The sequence below is a fragment of the Methanobrevibacter sp. genome (assembly GCF_045539575.1).
GTDB lineage: Archaea > Methanobacteriota > Methanobacteria > Methanobacteriales > Methanobacteriaceae > Methanocatella.
This window is the reverse complement of sequence record NZ_JAZQFM010000075.1, coordinates 124076-142887: the sequence shown is the minus strand read 5'-3', so window position 1 is coordinate 142887 and position 18812 is coordinate 124076. Positions and strand designations below refer to the sequence as shown.

Below are 18812 nucleotides of genomic sequence, written 5' to 3'. Positions count from 1 at the left end.
ATTAATTCTAGTTATCATATCCTCATTAGGATACAATCTAACCTTCAAACCCAAATTAACACAGTTCATAAAAACATCTAACTCCATCAAGACAATTTTTATAAACTATTATTTATAATAATAAAATATATAATGAAAATGCGAGAGCATTTGAAAAGTAATATTCTTTAAATGCTTTTTTTGTGAAATTCATCCCCGACCTAAAAGAGGTCTAGGTATTCTTTCACTATTAAGATAAAATTAATTATCAATAACATCTAACTTTTTTAAAGCGTTATAAATCATATAATATGTCTTTTACGATTTTTGCTGCTGATTCGACCATTTTAGGACAAATTTCCTTAAAAAGGTTATTTTCAATTGCCTGTTCGACCCCTTCTTTTGTACTTATGTCACACTCAAGAAGGTCACGGCATATTATGGATCCGTTTTCCTTTTTAAATTCATCCAGAAATTTTTCACATGCTTCATTGCTTTGAGATTTATCCTCTCCAAATTTCAAGCCCAGTGCCATTAGTGCTCCTGTACAGGCTCCACAAACCTCAGCCTTTCTCATACCACTTCCAAAACATGCTCCTATTTTTAGAGCCTGCTCTTTAGGTAAGTTAAAGTCTTCACTGAATGCTGCGAATACCGCCTGTGAACACACGTAACCGTTTTCAAATAATTTTACTGCTTCCTCAATTGAATTCATAATTATAGATTTATTTCATCTCTTAATAAATATTATCAAAAAATTCTAATTTTCAAGTTAAAATATTAAATATCATTTTTAACAAAATTATGAGGTAGAGGTTAAAAAATGGATTATGATGTAATTTATATCGGAAGTGGAAATGCGGCCTGGCAAGGTGGACGGTTTTTAAGAAAAGCTGGGCTTAAAATATTGATAATTGAAGAAAGCTTATATGGCGGAACATGCGCCAACAGAGGATGCAACACAAAGGCGCTTTTGGATGCACCGTATGAAATCAAGGCATTGGCCGACAACTTTGAAGGCGTTGGCAAATCAGGCAATTTTGACGTCAACTGGCCTGACTTGATGAAATTCAAAAGGAAACGTATAGCTAATATGGCTCCTTTCCTTGACGGAAAATTCGATGAGTATGACCTTGATGTGGCTCACGGAAAAGGTGTCATTTTGGATGAGCACACAGTTCAGGTGGCTGATAAGAAATTCACCACAGATAAAATAGTAATCTGCACAGGTTTAAAGCCTGTAATTCCTGACATTAAAGGTAGTGAATACCTGCATGACAGTACAGACTTTTTGGATATTGATGAGCTTCCGAAACATGCAATAATTATCGGAGCGGGTTTTGTCGGAATGGAATTTGCATCAATCCTTGCCGAAGCTGGCCACGAGGCAGACGTAATCATAAGGGGAGATATGGCATTGAAATACTTCCACCAGCCATACGTCCAAAGGGTAATTGAAATCTTAAAGGAGAAAAACATTCGTTTCCATTTTAACCAGACAGTCAGCGAAGTCATAGCAAATGTTGAGATTGAAAATCCGACAGAAAAAATCTTAAATGTGACCTGCGCACAAAATTCAGATGAGCTTTTAAGAGACCCTGAAGCAAAAGTTGATAACAAAGCATATGAAAACGGATTTACAGTCAACATGGAAAGCGGATTGAGCTTAACCGGTGACTATGTCATAGCCGCAATGGGAAGAGAGGCCAACGTTGAGGATATCGGCCTTGAAAATGTCGGTTTGACATACACAAAAAGCGGAATTAAGGTCAATGGCCATCTGCAAACCGAAGTTCCGAATATTTATGCAGCAGGAGATGTCGCCGATACAGGAATTGCAAAACTCGTAACTGTGGCTATACATCACTCAAAATACCTTGCAAAGGAATTGCTGGGTGAGGCTGATGAGATTACATATCCTGTAGTGCCGGCGGTTGCATACACCATTCCGCGTATTGCAACAGTCGGTGTTCCTGCCTACATTGCAGAGAAAAGCGATGAATATGATGTTCACACTATCAAGTACGGTCGCTCATATTCACTTGAACTCAAAAACGACACAACAGCGGAAGCTAAAGTAATCGTAGACAAGGACCTTCAGATTGTAGGTGCCGAAATATATGCTGCAGATGCAGAAAATGTGGCAAACATGTTTGCATTCATCATAAACAAGAAAATCACACTGGAAGAACTTGATTACATGATTTATGCATTCCCTTCAAGCAGTTCAGTATGCCTGTATAAGCTCCATAACATACACTATAAATTCTAGCCGATAACATGTTAAAAAGAAGGATTTTGATTGTAGTGGCCGTTGTGTTGATGTGTGCATGTTTCATGGCCGCTGTCACTATTCACGACAACGCAAACAATGACGTTAAGGTAAGTGATGCTTCAATCACCCGTCAGATTGTCGGAAATGATTCGACAGGCTCTGTTGAGGTTATTAAAAACCTTGGAAACCCTGACGGCAAGAGGATTGCATATGTAGTGGGAGTTCATCCCCTTGAAAACGACACTCATAAGACATTTCTGAAAATCATGCCTACCCTGAGCGATTTGAATCACTGCTATGACGTATATGTCATAAATGTAAGTGAGGATTTCAGCAGTTACGGTGAACTGTTGCCTGATGATCAGCCGGGAAGGCAAACCGGACAGGATTTGGCCTTAAAATATGTGTATCCTGAAATCGTTAACGGAAGCTATGAGCTGGCCGTTGATGTGCATGCCCATGGCGGAGCTTACGGGGACCATAACACCTTCGTATTCAGTCCGGTTGAAGGTTCAGAGGGTCAAAGTCTTGGTCAGAATGTTTCCGCAAGCACTGAAAACATTTCATATTACAATCCTGAATTCACAACAAGCGGACCATACCTGACAGTTCCTTTAAACCAGAATGGCGTTCCTGCATTTTATTTTGAGGAAAACAGTTTCTATTCTCAGGACATTAAAGATTTGCACATGCTGGAACTCATAAAAGCGGTTGACAGTTTGAAAATTTAAACTTTCAACTTCTACTATTTTTTTGACAGATCAATTAATGTGTTTCCTGTCAGTCTGAAAGTGGTCCAGTCGTCTAGAGGTTTGGCTCCTAAAGACAGGTAAAAATCAATGCTTGGCTGGTTCCAATCAAGACAGCACCATTCCAATCTTCCGCAGTCACGTTCAACTGTGATTTCAGCTAATTTTTCAATCAGTGCCTTTCCGTATCCTTTTCCTCTATATTCCGGTTTTACAAAAAGGTCTTCCAGATATATTCCGGCTTTTCCAAGAAATGTTGAAAAGTTATAGAAGAAGAGTGCAAACCCAACCTCAACATCATCTTCCAGTACAAATATCACTTCTGCTATGTTTTTTTCAAACAGCCATTCATTTAATAGCTCTTCTGTTGCGACAACTTCATCAAGCATCTTTTCATATATTGCCAGGTCCCTGATGAACTCTAATATTGTTCCGGTATCTTTTTTCTCTGCGAATCTAAATTTTGCATCTGACATATTCAATCCTCAATTAACTTTTTTGTTTAATATGGTATTAATTGATATTGTAATTTAAAAATTAACATTTTTTTGGAAATGTTTATTTGACAATAAAGTATTTAATGTATGAGTGATTAATAAAGTATAATTAACTTTAAAGTAAATATTGATGATAACATGAAAGTCACTTTTTTAAATCCACCACAAACAAATTCAAAATACAAGTTTCTCGGAGTGGTAGCTCCATCCCTAGGCATAGGGTACATGGCTGCTGTTCTCGAGGAACACGGTTATGATGTTGATGTATTGGATGCGTCTGCTTTGGAACTGACATATGATGAGATAGGTGAGGAAATCCTTAAAAGAAATCCTGACATAGTTTCCATCAGCGCACTTACGCCGACAATAGGCGTGGCACTGGATTCAGCAGATAAGATTAAACAGGTCAAACCGGACACGGTAGTTGTTTTGGGCGGTTATCATCCTACTTTTGAATATAAAAGTGTTCTCGAGGAGCCTAGTGTGGACGTAGTTGTTCGAGGAGAAGGCGAATACACTTTCCTTGATCTTGTTCAAACCATTGAAAGGGGCGGAGACTTGGCCAATGTTGAAGGATTGGCTTTTCATGATGAAGGTGATTCATCACTGATAGTTACTCCTGACAGGCCGATTATACATGATCTGGATGAACTGCCGTTTCCTGCATTCCACCTGTTCCCGATGGAGAAATACAAGATTCTGAATATCACAACCAATGTGGCTACAATCATTACCACCAGAGGTTGTCCTATGAAATGCTCATTCTGCTCATCAGCGGCGCTTCACGGGGAACACCTGAGAAGAAGGTCCTATGAAAACGTGTGCGATGAAATTGAAGTTAGGCTCAGGGAGCAGAACATCGATACAATAGCTTTCATGGACGATACATTCACATTGAACAAGAAGTTCGTGCGTGACTTCTGCGCTGAAATCAAAAGGAGAAACCTCAAGTTCTGGTGGGGATGCACATCAAGGGTCGACACCTTGGATGAGGATCTGCTCCAGACCATGAAGGACGCAGGATGCATTACCATTTTCATAGGTGTTGAAAGCGCAGACCAGCAGATGCTTGAGAAAATGAACAAGAACATCACTATCTCAAAAACTGAAAATGCATTCAGGCTTGCCCGTAAAGTAGGCATAAGAACAATCGCATCATGTGTGATTGGAATGCCTGAGGATACCAGAAAGTCAATTGCAAATACAATAGCATTCGTTAAGAATTTAAATCCTAACTATGCACTGTACAGTCTGGCAACACCGTATCCGGGTACACGCTTTTACAATGAGACATTCAAGAAGAACCTTATACAGATTAAGGACTGGTCTAAGTTTACGCTTCTTGATCCCGTCTTAAAGACTGTTGACGTTTCAAGCAAGGAACTCAGAAGCATTCAAAAGAAGGCATTCTTAAAGTTCTACTTAAGGCCTGGCTATCTTGCAAAGCAGGTTTCCCAGGACGGTCTTATACTTTTAAGAACAGTATTGGGTGTTGCAAGGCAAATCGTTTCCAAGAAAACCAACGGAAACACAGACTACAACAAGACCAATGTCAACTCAGGCAAATAATTTAAACCATTAAATCAATAGTTTAATTAATGATTAAAAAAGAGCATTTTTTCATTATTCTATTGGTTATTATTATTCTAATTTTTAGCGTGGCTATTGTAAATCAAATCAGCACTCCCCAGACGGGCAATGCTGCAGAGAATGTCACTCGTGAGGTCATATCAGATAATTCCATTGAAGATAAGGGGACTGTTGAGGTTATAAGAAACATAGGAAATCCCAATTCCAAAAAGATAGCTTATGTGGTTGGGGTTCATCCTCTGGAAAATGAAACTCACAGGACGCTTCTTAAGATTTTGCCCAATCTCACTGATCTTAATTACTGCTATGACATTTATGTAATCAATGTAACTGAGGACATCGGCCATTACGGTGACGGGGCATCGGACAACAGTCCAGGCAGGCAAAACGGACAGAATCTTGCACTGAAGTATGTCTATCCTCAAATTCTAAATGGCGATTATGAGCTGGCTATTGACGTTCATTCAAATGTTGGTGCATATCCATTCAAGACCTTTGTATTTTCGCCGGTTAAGGAATCTTTAAGCGTTGAGTATGCAAATGAAGTTGCTCAAAACTCCGAGAACATTTCCTATTATGCTCCCGAATCAACAACCAGCGGACCTTACCTCACAGTGCCTCTAAATGAAAATGGAGTGCCTGCATTTTACTATGAGGAATACAGCTTTGCGCCTCAGGAAGATAAGGACATGCATATGATGGAACTAATTTATAATGTGGATAATTTAAACTTATAACATGTAGGTGAAACAATGAAAGACTTGAATTTTGATGATGAAAGGATTAATTTCACACCGCTTATTTTATATATTGACTATATTCATCTGCTTCAGGACGATTTTTATAAAAGTAATTATGAGAATATCACTCCCCGTGATGTGACATACCTGATGAATATTTTTTATCATCAGAACTGTTCTCAAAAGGATTTGGCACAGCTGCTGTTTGTTTCAGAGTCAAACGTTACCCAAATTATCAAGAGGTTGGAAAAAAACGGGTTCATATCTCGTAAGATAGATGCAAACAACAAAAGCCGAAAAATTATCAATTTAACCGACAATGGCAAGTCTATTGTTTTTAAGCTGCTGAAAGACATGTATGAATGGGAAGGCGAATTTTTCAGGGATTATTCCGAGGAGGATGTTCGGAAATTCAAAAGCATGCTTTATGAGTATTCTCAAAAAACAATCAATTCAATCTAAATGTTTATATAGTTTTTTGGATATATTAGATATAAAGACTTAAGACTCTTAAGTTATTCTATGAGGTGAAAAATATGTCTGATAAAGAAAAAACTATTGAAGCTTTACAAGCTATTGTAACCGGATTATCCGCAAACTCATTTGGACACAGAATCCAATCCAAAATCTTTGCAGGTTTAGGATTCCAATCTTTAGGAGACAAATACGCATCACACGCAACTGAAGAAATGGACTTCGTGGAACAGTTCATGGACCGTATTTTGGACTTAGGCGGAGAAATCAAACAGGAAGCACAAGAAGCAAAACCTGTATACACCGACATTGTAGAATTCATTGAAGCAGACTATCAAGTATCTGTTGAAGGTATCGCATTTTTAAATGAAATGATGGACTCCGGAATCTTTGATGCAACAACCTATGACTTAATGAAAGTTTATCTCAAAGATGAAGAGGAAGACATGTACTGGAGCGAACAGCAACTTGACTTATGCAAAATGATCGGTAAACAAAACTACTTAACCCAATTATTAATCAACGACCAAACCGCAGCAGAATAGTTACGTGATTAACATGGAAATCAAATCCGTAATAAACATTGAAAATGGATTCATGACTCAGGGTTTTGCCTTTGGCGGTGAAGAGGGAGCAGACAAGTTTGACAATTCAATCAAATACCGCTCAAGCATTCAAAATTTCCTCATTGACACAGGCGATGACGTTATATTGGTCGATACAGGTGTACCAGCCACATTTCCTATCAATGAACCTGACGAGTCAACACCATTATTCATGGGAGACAAGTTTACAGAATACTTGGCTTCACTTAAAGAGTTAGGTTATGAAAAAGAGGATGTAACTAAAATCATATTAACTCACAAGCACATTGACCACTCCGGTGAAATCAGCCAGTTTCCAAATGCCAAAATATACATCTCCAAGACAGAAGCCGGCGAGCTGAACCTTGAAGGGGACAATGTTGTGCCTGTTGAATTCACTGACGGGGCTTATCATAACTTTGAAAAATCACAAAAAATAGTTGACGGTGTATATTTGATTGAAGCTATCGGCCATACCATGGGTAACAGTTTAGTAATTGCAGAAGACGACGGATTATATTATATGTTCCAGGGAGACATTACATATACTGATGAGGCATTGTATGCAAACAAGCTGTCAGTAGTATTTGAAGATCTCGAAAAAGCGAGGGAAACCTTTGACAAAGTTCGCGAATTCGTCAAAAACAATCCGACAGTATACCTGTCAACACATACACCACTAGGTCATGAAAACCTGGAAAACAAAAAAGTTATCGATTTGGAAAACCCGCCTGAAAGTATTTACCCTTAAATACTTTCCAAATTCTTTTTTTTTAGATTGGAATGAAAATATTGTACTACACCTCCACGGGAAACAACCTGTATATTGCAAAAAAACTTGGCGGAGAGCTTTTGAGCATTCCCCAGCTTGTGAAAAACAATGAATATGACATTGAAGATGACACAGTAGGTATTGTTTTTCCAGTATTTTTTGCAACCTCACCAAAAACCATTAGGGAATTCTTGAAGAAAGCCAATATAAAAGCGGATTATCTTTTTTTAATCACATCCTACGGCTCTGACGGTGACCAGAATGCCTTAAGGATTATGAAAGAAACATTGAATGACAGGGGCATAAACGTAAACTACACCAATTCAGTTCTGATGATTGACAATTTCCTGCCGGTCTTTGACATGGCCAAGGAAAAGGAAATCAAAAAGGATTTGGACGTTGACAGCGAAATTGAAAGAATCCGGGAGGATATTTTAGCTAAAAAGGAATACATCTTTGACAAGAAACATTTCACCGATGTGGAAAACATCGAAGAGATACTTGAAACAACAATGACTGAAAAGTATCATATCCAAGTCGGTGACGAGTGCAACAGCTGTCAAATCTGCTCAAGGGTATGTCCAAGAGGAAACGTCACATTAACGGATGAAAAACCTGTAATTGGAGACAATTGTGATTTTTGCCTGGGTTGCGTACAGCACTGCAAGATACATAACCTGAACATTAACGATGAGCTGAACCCTGATGAAAGATACAGGAATCCAAACATTAAAATCTCAGAAATCATTAAAAGTAATAACGTGATTACATGAAGGTCAATATTAAAAAACATACAATGATGTATCCTGCACCTGCAGTGGTGGCAAGTGCATATGACAGTGAAGGCAATGCGGATGCATGCACACTTGCTTTTGCAACAATGTGCTCTCATCATCCTCCTGCAGTGATGATAGCTATCAATTCCACTTTAAAGAGAAAAACCTTGAAAAGCATTTTGCAAACCAATGAGTTCTGCCTTGCATTTCCAAGTGCAGATCAGGCAGCCGAAGCGGATTATCTTGGCATTGAAAGCGGATATAATGCCGATAAGCTGGCCAAAATCAATTACCACCATCATAAGGCTGAAAAGGTTAATGCGCCAATCATTGATGAGTTTAAGGTAAGTCTTGAATGCAAGGTTATGCATATTGCCGAGGTAGGCTCACATACGCAGATTACCGGTGAGATAGTAAACGTTCAGGCCGATGAGGATGTGCTGGATGAGAAAAACAGGATTGTTTTTGAAAAGTTAGATCCTCTCGTATATGATGACATCACCCATTCCTATTTCAAAACCGGTGAAAAAATATCTGATGCATTTAAAGTTGGTTTGAAATTCAAGAAAGAATAATATTTTTCATGTAAAAGGGAAAGATATTTTATATAATAAGTTAAAAATATAATTAACAATAAAAATTTAAGAAATTTTCTTAATTAAACTTATTCTTATTGGATTGATAATTATGAGTGAAATATACAGAACATTTACATCAGAATCAGTAACACAAGGACACCCTGATAAGGTTGCAGACATTATATCTGATGCTATATTGGATGCATATATGGCACAGGATAAGAATTCACACGTTGCATGTGAAACTTGTGTAACTACAGATTTCTGTATGGTATTTGGTGAAATCACATCAGATGCTGACATTACTGATGAAGATATCAAAAAAATTATAAGAGACACAATTATTGAAATTGGTTATGACAAACCTGACCTTGAATTCGACGGTCACACCTGTGAAGTTCAAAACAGACTCCATGCACAGTCTCAGGACATCAATCAAGGTGTTGACAGAGGGGATGAAGAAACCGGAGCTGGAGATCAAGGAATGATGTTCGGATATGCAACCAATGAAACCGATTCATTGATGCCGTTCCCAATCGATTTAGCTCGTAAACTTACAAACAAGTTAACAGAACTCAGAGAATCCGGTGAAATTCCATACTTAAGACCGGACGGTAAAGCCCAGGTATCAGTTAACTATGATAAAGAAGGAAACGTTGTTTCCCTTGATGCAGTTGTTCTATCAACCCAGCATGATGAAACCATGTCTGACAATCAGGAACAATTGAAAGAAGATATTCGTGAAAAACTCTTCAAAGCAGTCATTCCACAGGAATTGATGACTGAAAACACCAAGGAACATATCAACCCAACAGGCAAGTTCGAAATCGGAGGACCGCACGGAGATGCGGGACTTACCGGACGTAAAATCATCGTAGATACCTATGGAGGATATGCAAGACACGGTGGAGGGGCATTCTCAGGAAAAGACTGCACCAAAGTGGACAGAAGCGCATGCTACATGGCAAGATACATCGCTAAAAATATCGTGGCAAGCGGTCTTGCTGAAAAATGTGAAATCCAACTGTCCTATGCAATCGGTGTTGCAGAGCCTACATCAGTAATGGTTGACACATCAGGAACCGGAGCAGATATCGGTGATAAAACAATGGAACAGATCGTACGTGAAAACTTCAATCTCACTCCTGACGGAATCATCGAAACATTACGCTTAAGAGATACCAGATACAAACAAACCGCAAAATACGGCCACTTCGGTATTGAAGGACTTCCATGGGAAGAAACCGACAAGGCTGAAGACTTGAAAAAATACATTAAAAATTAGCTCAATACAATTGAGCTATTTAAATCTTTTTTTTTACAGGAACGATTTAAACAATAATCAAAAATTATTATTAACTTTTTTTTAAAAAAAATCTCAAAATATATATAATCAGTACTAAAAATATATCATAAACAAACAATTTAATGGATTTAAAATGCGAAAAATAATCTTAATTTCACTAATTTTTATTACAATATTGTCACTGCCGGCAATTTATGCAGCTGATAATAATTCCTCAATTACTTCAGATCAAGATACAACTATTTTAAATAGTACTGGGCAAATTGACATAATTACTCCATCAGGAAATACATTTGACGACATTCAAAAAACAATAAATGACGCTGAAGCCAATTCCACAATAACCTTGAATGGAACATATATAGGATTAGGTGAAGAAATTAAGATTGAAAAAGAAATAACAATTGAAGGCGTAAACAATGCAACTCTAGATGCAAAATCAGCTTCAGGAATTTTCAACATTTACAAAAGCAATGTAATCTTAAAAAATTTAAGATTTATTAATGGTAAAAGTCAAGACGGAAGTGCAGTACTTGAAAGAGAATCTAATTTTTTGACAATGATTAATTGCACATTTATCAACAATTCAGCCAACAGCGACGGAGGTGCAGTATATTCATCTAACGCATATTTATCCATATCCAACTGCATTTTTGATAAAAATTCCGCAACAGAGGGAGGTGCTATGCGCAGTTTTGGAGAATATTTAAGAGTAGTTAATTCCCACTTTACCAACAATACAATATCAGGCTATGTTCCTCAAGGAGGTGCAATATTAGGTTGGATAGGAGATGCAATAAATTGTACATTCATTGACAATAGTGCAGGAGAATCAGGTGGTGGAGGGGCAATAAATGGCCTTTCAAATATTATAAATTGTACTTTCATCAATAATCATGCGTTTGGTGAAATGGGCCATGGAGGAGCAATAAATGGATATTACTATAATCCTTCAATATCAAACTGTTATTTTATAAACAATTCCGCCACCAATGGGGGCGCTGTTTATATTCTCAGTGATTCAAATATTACAAACTGCACATTTGTAAATAATTACGCAGAATCCGAAGGAGGAGCAGTATACCTAAAAACCTCCATATATGCTGATGAATATCTGTATATTGATAATAAGTTGAATTCTACAATTTTAAACTGTACTTTTAATAACAATCATGCAAGCGATGCAGGAGGTGCAATTTATTCCAATGCATACTTAAACATCATCAATTCATTATTCAATAGCAATCATGCATATTATGCTGGCTCCATAATACTATATTCCGGAAAGAATAAAATTGACAATTGCAGTTTCATTAATAACTCATACGGAAGCATATTATTCACATTCAATAAAGATTATTACAACAGGTTGTTTGAAAGCGACCATGATTTCGGAGAATTGTCCATCAAAAACACCACATACACCAAATCAATCTATTTAAATGATGATTTAAATTCCACATTCCTGATTAAAAGCATTGTTAAAACCTCTTCGAACTATGGAGATGACATAAAAATAACATTAATTCATCAGTTCACATCAAAACCTGTGAAAAATGCTAAATTCATTTTAAAAATAGGTTCAAAAAAATATAATTTGACTACAAACTCAAATGGAATAGCTACTTTCAAAAATTCATTAAAAGTGGGGAATCATAAAATTACAGTTATCCCCTATGATTATAATGAATATATTGCAATGAAACAGTCAACTTTTACTATTAAAGTTAAAAAAGCAAATACTATTGTGAAAGCTCCGAAAATTAGTGCAAAATACAAAAAAACAAAATACTTTAAAATAACTGTCAAAAACAAAGCTACCAAAAAAGCAGTGAAAAACACATATGTCAAAGTTAAAATAGCTAAGAAAACATACAAACTCAAAACAGACTCAAAAGGGGTTGCCAAATTCAACACCAAAAAATTGAAAATCGGAAAACACAAAGTTGTTATCGCTTCAGGAAATTCCAATTACATAATGAGTGGAAAATCCACAATAACAATTAAAAAATAAGGATTCAAAATCCTTATTCAATTTCTTTTTTTAAACAACAACACAATCAAACTTGATTAAATGTAAAATAACCATTCCATTGATTTTAAGCAATCATTATATATTTCAACACACATATTATTACCCATGAACTTGCTAAAATCGGAGATTACATCAAACAGAAATATCAACTACAGAGACCTGATGATTTTCGCAGTGCCCATTTTGATATTTGCACTGTATCTTTTCATATACAATCCAGGTATCTTAACCTATGATTCATTTGCACAGATTCACCAGATTGCAAGCGGAGAGTTTACAAACAGATTTCCGTTTTTCCACACATTCATTGAAATGCTGCTTTTAAACATATTCCACACTCCTTTAGCGATTGTAGCTCTGCAGATACTGGTTTTCTCAGCAATATGGACCGTAATCTGCAAGTATCACCGTGACGATGCAAGCGAGAGCAGCAACAAGTTCACTCTCCAGTTTATAGTCACATTAATCATATGTCTCATTCCAATCAATGCCGTGTATTCCGTCACATTATGGCCTGAAATCCTTTTCAGCTATGCACTGCTGTTTTTAAGCTTCTTAATTAAGGTTCTCATTGACAGAAACGGCGAGATGAGTTTAAAATTTGCAGTAATATTAGCTGTTACAATTGCAGTAACATCCCAGCTAAGCTCAATTGGAATTTATATAGGAATAATAACACTAATTGCGATTTTAGCTTACCTATTTAAGAAAAACAGAAATAAGGAGAAAACATTCCTCATTCTCCCTGCACTAACAATCATATTGATTTTGGCAATCGGATCATTGAGCATTGCATACTCCGTTGAGGATGCTCATGCGGGAAATAGCCCTGGAAGTGCACAAATGGTCTGGAGTGTTTTGAGAGGTGATGACTGGGACGGTCAAGCTTACTACTTAATAAACGGAGGAGATTACCTCAAGGAGGCTCAAAACAGATCTTACACAGAAAACAAAATCACCCCGACTGCAGACTATGAAAAGCTCACCTCAACCAATTTCGGAAAGGGAAACTATAATCTCATCAATTCCTATGCAGTTTACTTCAAGGACCATACAATTACAGACACACTGTTTTTAAGTCCTGCACTGTACATGTATCTGGCAATTATCTTATTAATAGCCATACAGCTCATAACCAAGTCAAAGGACATGTATCTGGTCTACGTGCCGAACCTGATAAACATAATAGGAGTATTCATGACAGCTACACTCAATGAAAACAGGTTCCTCTATCCGAATCTTTTAGTCTTCTATATGATGGTGATAATCTTCATAAGCATTTACTTCAGAAGAAACACAAAAACACTGCCTGTAACACTAAATACGCAAAAAACAGAAGAGCCTCCAAGCCAGATGACCTATGAAAACGCATATGACGTCAGCGAGGATTACTTTGACAGTCAAATTGAACCAATGGCGCCGGATGAAAGCATCAGTGACCCGGAAACACCTGAAGAAAGAGAGTACGATTCAGATTTGATTGATCAAATCCTTAAGGAAATGGAAATGGATAAAAAAGAGGGAGACTAAATCCCCTTTTTAAGCTCAACAAACTCTTTATAGGTCATGAACTCATGGCCTTCTTTTTTTAACATCTTTACAAGATTGTCCAGCCTTTTGACCATTGCAGATCCGCTGTTTCTTTTTATTACAAAGGACGCCTTGAATTCAGGATGCTCCTTTAACTCATAGAACTCCCACGGATGGAAATAAGTTACAAAATATCCGTCCTTTTTAAGCACACGGCGAACAAGCATATGATACAGCTTCTCAGGAAGATTGTGCAAAGACAGCCAGAACAGAGGAAATCGCAAAATAGGAGTCACAGATGAAGGTATCTGCATCACTCCGTCCTTCATAAACCATGTTCTCGGAGTGCTCAAATTCATATAACGGCCAGGAATGAATGCCGGATTTAGGGAAGAATTATACCAGTATCCTGCCTTTTTGATTTCGGATTCAATTACAGGAAACATCCTTGGCTGGCGGTATCCCACAGCCTCAATGCCGCAGACATCCTCAATCATCTGCTTTGAAAGCTCAAAGTCAGTCTCGTGAGGCTCAAAGTGGTCAACGCCGTGGCATGCAACCTCATGGCCCTCGTCCATTATGCGCCTCATCACATCAGGAGCATTCATGGCAAAATTTCCGGTGCAGAAAAATGTTGCGCGAACGTCATTTTCCTTTAAGACATCCAAAATAAGATTGGTGCCTTCAACAGACACTTCCATTCCCTCTCTAAGGGAATACTCAACGCCATTCTCCCTTGGCAGGTCAAACTCCTCTATGTCAAAACTAAGTAATATCATTCAAACATATCTATTTATCTAATTGTTAATAAACTTAAATACAAATTATTTTATAACATCCCCTACAAAGATTTAATCATGGTTTTTTTAAGTATTGTTGTACCGTGCTATAATGAGGAAGAGTCCGTGAATTTGTTTGTAGATGAAATCGAAAGGACACTGCCTGACTTAGATTACGAGATAATCTACATTAATGACGGCTCATCCGACAATACTCTTTTAAACATCAAAAAAATCGCCGAAAGCAATCCAAAAGTAAAGTACATCTCATTTTCAAGGAATTTCGGAAAGGAATCAGCGATGTATGCCGGCCTTAAAAGCGCAAGGGGAGACTACATCTGCGTGATGGACGTTGACCTTCAGCATCCCCCAAGCCTGCTTCCAGAAATGATTGGGGCGGTGACAGTTGAAAATTACGATGTTGCGGCCGCAAGAAGGGTTTCAAGAGCGGGCGAACCTAAAATAAAGTCATTCTTTTCACACTTGTTCTACAAGATGTTCAATGCGGTTTCAAACATGCAGCTTGTCGAAGGGGCAACTGACTACAGGGTGATGAGGAGGATGGTTGTAGACTCCATTTTGGAGCTCAGCGAATACAACAGGTTCTCAAAGGGAATATTCGAGTGGGTCGGATTCGATACAAAATGGATTGCATATGAAAACATCGAAAGGACAGTGGGCGAGACCACATGGTCATTCTGGGGACTTATCCACTACTCCATTGAGGGCATAGTGGCATTCACCACAACACCGCTTTCAATATCAATTGTTTTAGGCTCAGTGTTTTCAACAGCATCATTCCTGTACATGATATTCGTGATTCTCAAATACATCCTTTACTCAGACCCGATTCAGGGTTATACCACACTCATCACTTCAATCCTGTTTTTAGGAGGCCTTCAGCTGGTATCAATTGGAATTTTAAGCAAGTACCTTGAAAAGACATACCTGGAGACCAAAAACAGGCCTGTTTTCATCGTCAAGGAAACAAATGTGGATGATAAGAAATGATGGGCGTTAAAATCGACAGGGAACTGGTGCTCTATGTGGTGTTCGGAGCATTCACATTCTTTGTAAACATCATAACGTATTTTCTCTTCCAGACAGTCCTGGGCATAAACTACTTGATATCAAACGTTCTGGCATGGTTTTTCTCTGTGCTTTTCGCATACATAACCAACAGAATCTGGGTGTTTGAAAGCAAAAGCCCTAAAATCCTTAAGGAAGCTTCACTCTTTTTTGGAGGAAGGATCTTTTCAGGGGCTGTCGACACAGCGCTGATGTATCTCTTCATAGACATACTGACTTTGGGAAACACATTTTCAAAAATAGTCGTTCAGATTATTGTGATTGTCCTGAACTACATCTTCTCAAAGCTTATTGTATTTAAAAAATAAGTGGCGATTACCCCTCAACGAGATTGAAGGAGTAATGGCCCGCATCATATGTAGTGTTCAACTCGTATTTTTTCTCAAGCTTTGCATTTTCAGGATGGTCTTTCCACATGATGAGATAGACATTCTTATCCTTGTTCTTTTTCAAGACCTTGGTCAGGTTATCTGTAACGTCAACGTCATCTTCATAGAAGTACTTGCCGGACAGCGTGTACTGCCTTGTTTCGTTCAGGTCCTTGTGAAGCACCTTGTATGCGTAATCTGAATTGTAGACGACAACGGTTGAATTGTTGTTGATGCCTTCAAGATATGCAGTTTTTTCATCATTGAAAGCCAGCCTTGAGTCGATGTCGTCATGTGTTATCATGATGCTTGCCCCTGCGAGAACCACAATGAACGCCAGCGCCAGCACCAACAGCTTATTATTTTCAATTCTGCCGATTACAACGGACGCTGAAAGCCAGAATATTCCGAATACCGGAATCAGGTATCTCACCCTCATGGTATTGCAGAATGAAAACATGAGACCCAAAACGCCAATAGCCAAAGTGGCATACAATAAAAACACGCCTGCAGCGGAAAGCCTGTCCTTTTTCCTATATATCAACACCAGAATGAATGCCAGAAAGGCAAATGCGATAATTTTAAAGGCAATGTTTTCCAAAGAAAAGCTCTGGCTTTTGATAGCAAAGGATGTGAGATAGTGTATGAAGTCACCCAAGCCGAATGCCTCATGGGCGGATTCAGCCTGAGTCTGAATCTGATAGACAAACACAACAGCCCATGGAGCGTACAGTATCAAAACACCTGCAACGGACTTTGCAAATGACTTAAGCCTTTCGCGATGATTCTGCAAAATCTCAACTAAAAGAATGAGATACGCCACAAAGCATGTAATCGCAAACATGTACTGGGTGTATGCGCAAAGAAGCGTAAAGAGTGAGAGAAGAACCCATGACCTTCTATCCCAGTTCTTTAGAACCTCTCCGAAGTAGATGAACATCATGACCATGAAAAAGAGTCCCCAGGAATACATCCTGATTGTTAAAAACTCACAGTAGAAGTCAGTCATGACGCCCAAAGAAAAGACAAAAAGCCCCGCTGTAAGCCATCCGTAATCCTTGCGGATTTTAAAAGCAGAAACCAGCATTAGCAAAGCATAAGGCACAATTGAGAGGACCTTCAAAAGATACAGGTTATCCAAACCCAACGGAGTGAAGAGATACAGTATCATATAGTAAAGCGGAGGGTGCACGTCATGTACGGCAACAATCATACCCTGCATGAAGGGCAGATTCACAAGGGAATAGGTCCAGTACTCGTCGATGTTGATAATGGTGCCCGTAAGGGGAGATATTAGCATCGAAATGAGTATAAGAACCGCCAATGCAAAAAATACCTTACCCACCAGCTCTCTTTTTTCATACATGACTATACCTTTATTACACGTGATATATAAAAGCACACTCAAAATACGAAAACTTTTATTAAAATCCAGTTGCAAATATTAACATAATAGGTGAATTTAATGGATTTGATGGTAGCAAAGTTTGACGGAAATGCACTGGCTGACGGGAAAAAAATAAGGAATGCAGCCAAATCAATAGTGAAAGAATACGAAAAAGGAACAAGAGTGGTTGTAATAGCTTCAGCTCCAAGCGACTCTACAGACGAACTGATAAAACTCTCCAATGATGCTGCCGGACATTTCCTAACCGATTCACAGAAAGCCGAAATCATGGCCATGGGCGAGAGAACCAGTGCAAGACTGCTCAAGTCCGCCATTGAAGCTGAAGGCCTGAAGGCGGAAGTCATTGACCCATACAGCGACCTTTGGCCGATTCTCACCGATTCAAACTTTTTGGAAGCGAAAATTGACCTTGAGGCAAGCGAGCATAAGATAAACACCCTGAACATTCTCCTCAATCAGGGCATCATCCCGGTCATCTGCGGATTTTTGGGAAAAGGAAAAAGCGGTGAGATAACCACCCTCGGACGTGGAGGAAGTGACATTACCGCATTTCTGATTGGAAAATGCATGAACGCCAATGAGGTCATCATCATAAGTGACGTTGACGGGGTAATGTCAAGTGACCCTAACCAGATTGAGAAGGCGAAACTACTTAAGGAAATTTCAGTAGAAGAGCTTAGAAACCTCTCAACCAAGGGAGCAAGGCTTATTCACCCACATGCATTGAAATACAAGACACCTGAGCTCAAGGCAAGAATCATCAACGGAAAATACTGTGATTTAAGATCAGAAGGAACCAACATCATCGGGCCTTTTGAAACTGAAACCGGAAGAAAGGCATCACTCTACAAGGATCCCCTATCCATTATCGCAATCGTCGGGGACCATCTCCTAAGCAAGGTTGGGCTTCTCTCAAAGCTTACAGACTACATGGCCGACAATGACCTAAACATCTACAAGGTGTCAGTCGGGGACAATTCAATCACCGTCTTTGTCGACAAGACCGACTCCCAGAGAGCATACAAAATATTGCATGACTTTGTGCTTGAAAGCGACACATTCAATTCACTGTCACTTGGAAAGGACACCGCACACATCACAATCGTCAATCTTGATGTTGTTGAAAAGCCGGGAATAATAGCTGCAATAACAGAGCAGCTTAGAAAAAACAATATAAAAATAATAGAAATCAACTCATCACTTACCGCAATCGTTTTGATTGTCGATTGGGCTGACGGCGAAAATGCATGTAAGCTGATAAACGAAATTTTAGAGTAAAAAAA

At 38.4% G+C, this 18812-nt stretch carries 19 protein-coding genes; 15 read left to right on the top strand and 4 right to left on the bottom strand.

Translation table 11 applies throughout. The features are described from left to right. Window positions 1-274 precede the first annotated feature (274 nt). Window positions 275-694 (bottom strand): C-GCAxxG-C-C family protein, encoded by a 420-nt coding sequence (locus ACKI30_RS09925; RefSeq protein WP_407412053.1) that lies wholly within the window; start codon window positions 692-694, stop codon window positions 275-277. A 108-nt stretch (window positions 695-802) separates the two neighbouring features. Here ACKI30_RS09925 and ACKI30_RS09920 point away from each other — a divergent pair, with 108 nt between their 5' ends. Together ACKI30_RS09920 and ACKI30_RS09915 are read left to right on the top strand one after the other, a co-directional pair. Continuing rightward, window positions 803-2251 (top strand): dihydrolipoyl dehydrogenase family protein, encoded by a 1449-nt coding sequence (locus ACKI30_RS09920; RefSeq protein ID WP_407412051.1) that lies wholly within the window; start codon window positions 803-805, stop codon window positions 2249-2251. Window positions 2252-2259: 8 nt separating this feature from the next. After that, window positions 2260-2985 (top strand): hypothetical protein, encoded by a 726-nt coding sequence (locus ACKI30_RS09915; RefSeq protein WP_407412050.1) that lies wholly within the window; start codon window positions 2260-2262, stop codon window positions 2983-2985. A gap of 14 nt (window positions 2986-2999) precedes the next feature. Here ACKI30_RS09915 and ACKI30_RS09910 read toward each other — a convergent pair whose 3' ends face one another. Beyond that, window positions 3000-3479 (bottom strand): GNAT family N-acetyltransferase, encoded by a 480-nt coding sequence (locus tag ACKI30_RS09910; protein ID WP_407412048.1) that lies wholly within the window; start codon window positions 3477-3479, stop codon window positions 3000-3002. A gap of 159 nt (window positions 3480-3638) precedes the next feature. Here ACKI30_RS09910 and ACKI30_RS09905 point away from each other — a divergent pair, with 159 nt between their 5' ends. From ACKI30_RS09905 to ACKI30_RS09860, 10 genes are all read left to right on the top strand, one after another. Continuing rightward, window positions 3639-5069, top strand: a complete 1431-nt coding sequence (locus ACKI30_RS09905; protein ID WP_407412046.1) for a B12-binding domain-containing radical SAM protein — start codon at window positions 3639-3641, stop codon at window positions 5067-5069. A gap of 89 nt (window positions 5070-5158) precedes the next feature. Beyond that, window positions 5159-5827, top strand: a complete 669-nt coding sequence (locus ACKI30_RS09900; protein ID WP_407412044.1) for a hypothetical protein — start codon at window positions 5159-5161, stop codon at window positions 5825-5827. A 15-nt stretch (window positions 5828-5842) separates the two neighbouring features. Then, window positions 5843-6292, top strand: a complete 450-nt coding sequence (locus ACKI30_RS09895; RefSeq protein WP_407412042.1) for a MarR family transcriptional regulator — start codon at window positions 5843-5845, stop codon at window positions 6290-6292. 74 nt (window positions 6293-6366) lie between these two features. Continuing rightward, window positions 6367-6849, top strand: a complete 483-nt coding sequence (locus ACKI30_RS09890; protein WP_407412040.1) for a bacterioferritin — start codon at window positions 6367-6369, stop codon at window positions 6847-6849. Window positions 6850-6862: 13 nt separating this feature from the next. Beyond that, complete coding sequence (locus tag ACKI30_RS09885; RefSeq protein ID WP_407412038.1) at window positions 6863-7639, top strand: MBL fold metallo-hydrolase; 777 nt, start codon at window positions 6863-6865, stop codon at window positions 7637-7639. Between the two features lie 32 nt (window positions 7640-7671). Then, window positions 7672-8433, top strand: a complete 762-nt coding sequence (locus ACKI30_RS09880; RefSeq protein ID WP_407412036.1) for an EFR1 family ferrodoxin — start codon at window positions 7672-7674, stop codon at window positions 8431-8433. After that, window positions 8430-9011: a flavin reductase family protein gene (locus ACKI30_RS09875; protein WP_407412035.1), complete on the top strand. Its 582-nt coding sequence runs from the start codon at window positions 8430-8432 to the stop codon at window positions 9009-9011. The genes ACKI30_RS09880 and ACKI30_RS09875 overlap by 4 nt, the downstream gene beginning before the upstream one ends. Window positions 9012-9123: 112 nt before the next feature. Next, window positions 9124-10299, top strand: a complete 1176-nt coding sequence (gene metK, locus ACKI30_RS09870; protein WP_407412033.1) for a methionine adenosyltransferase — start codon at window positions 9124-9126, stop codon at window positions 10297-10299. A gap of 154 nt (window positions 10300-10453) precedes the next feature. After that, window positions 10454-12334, top strand: a complete 1881-nt coding sequence (locus tag ACKI30_RS09865) for a hypothetical protein (RefSeq protein ID WP_407412031.1) — start codon at window positions 10454-10456, stop codon at window positions 12332-12334. Between the two features lie 126 nt (window positions 12335-12460). Continuing rightward, window positions 12461-13885, top strand: coding sequence for a hypothetical protein (locus tag ACKI30_RS09860; RefSeq protein WP_407412029.1), 1425 nt, complete (start codon window positions 12461-12463; stop codon window positions 13883-13885). Here ACKI30_RS09860 and ACKI30_RS09855 read toward each other — a convergent pair. Further along, the gene (locus tag ACKI30_RS09855) at window positions 13882-14664 is read right to left on the bottom strand and encodes a polysaccharide deacetylase family protein (RefSeq protein WP_407412027.1); all 783 of its coding nucleotides are present in this window, start codon (window positions 14662-14664) and stop codon (window positions 13882-13884) included. The genes ACKI30_RS09860 and ACKI30_RS09855 overlap by 4 nt on opposite strands. A 78-nt stretch (window positions 14665-14742) precedes the next feature. On the opposite strand from ACKI30_RS09855, the gene ACKI30_RS09850 reads away from it, so the two are divergent. Beyond that, complete coding sequence (locus ACKI30_RS09850) at window positions 14743-15675, top strand: glycosyltransferase family 2 protein (RefSeq protein ID WP_407412025.1); 933 nt, start codon at window positions 14743-14745, stop codon at window positions 15673-15675. Further along, window positions 15672-16061, top strand: a complete 390-nt coding sequence (locus tag ACKI30_RS09845; protein WP_407412023.1) for a GtrA family protein — start codon at window positions 15672-15674, stop codon at window positions 16059-16061. Before ACKI30_RS09850 ends, ACKI30_RS09845 begins: the two co-directional genes overlap by 4 nt. Before the next feature lie 7 nt (window positions 16062-16068). On the opposite strand, the gene ACKI30_RS09840 is transcribed toward ACKI30_RS09845, so the two are convergent. Beyond that, window positions 16069-17487 carry a hypothetical protein gene (locus ACKI30_RS09840; protein ID WP_407412021.1) on the bottom strand — a complete coding sequence of 473 codons (1419 nt, stop codon included), beginning with the start codon at window positions 17485-17487 and terminating at the stop codon, window positions 16069-16071. Between the two features lie 99 nt (window positions 17488-17586). Between ACKI30_RS09840 and ACKI30_RS09835 the strand changes: the two genes are divergently transcribed. Beyond that, window positions 17587-18807: an aspartate kinase gene (locus ACKI30_RS09835; protein WP_407412019.1), complete on the top strand. Its 1221-nt coding sequence runs from the start codon at window positions 17587-17589 to the stop codon at window positions 18805-18807. The last annotated feature ends 5 nt before the right edge of the window (window positions 18808-18812 follow it).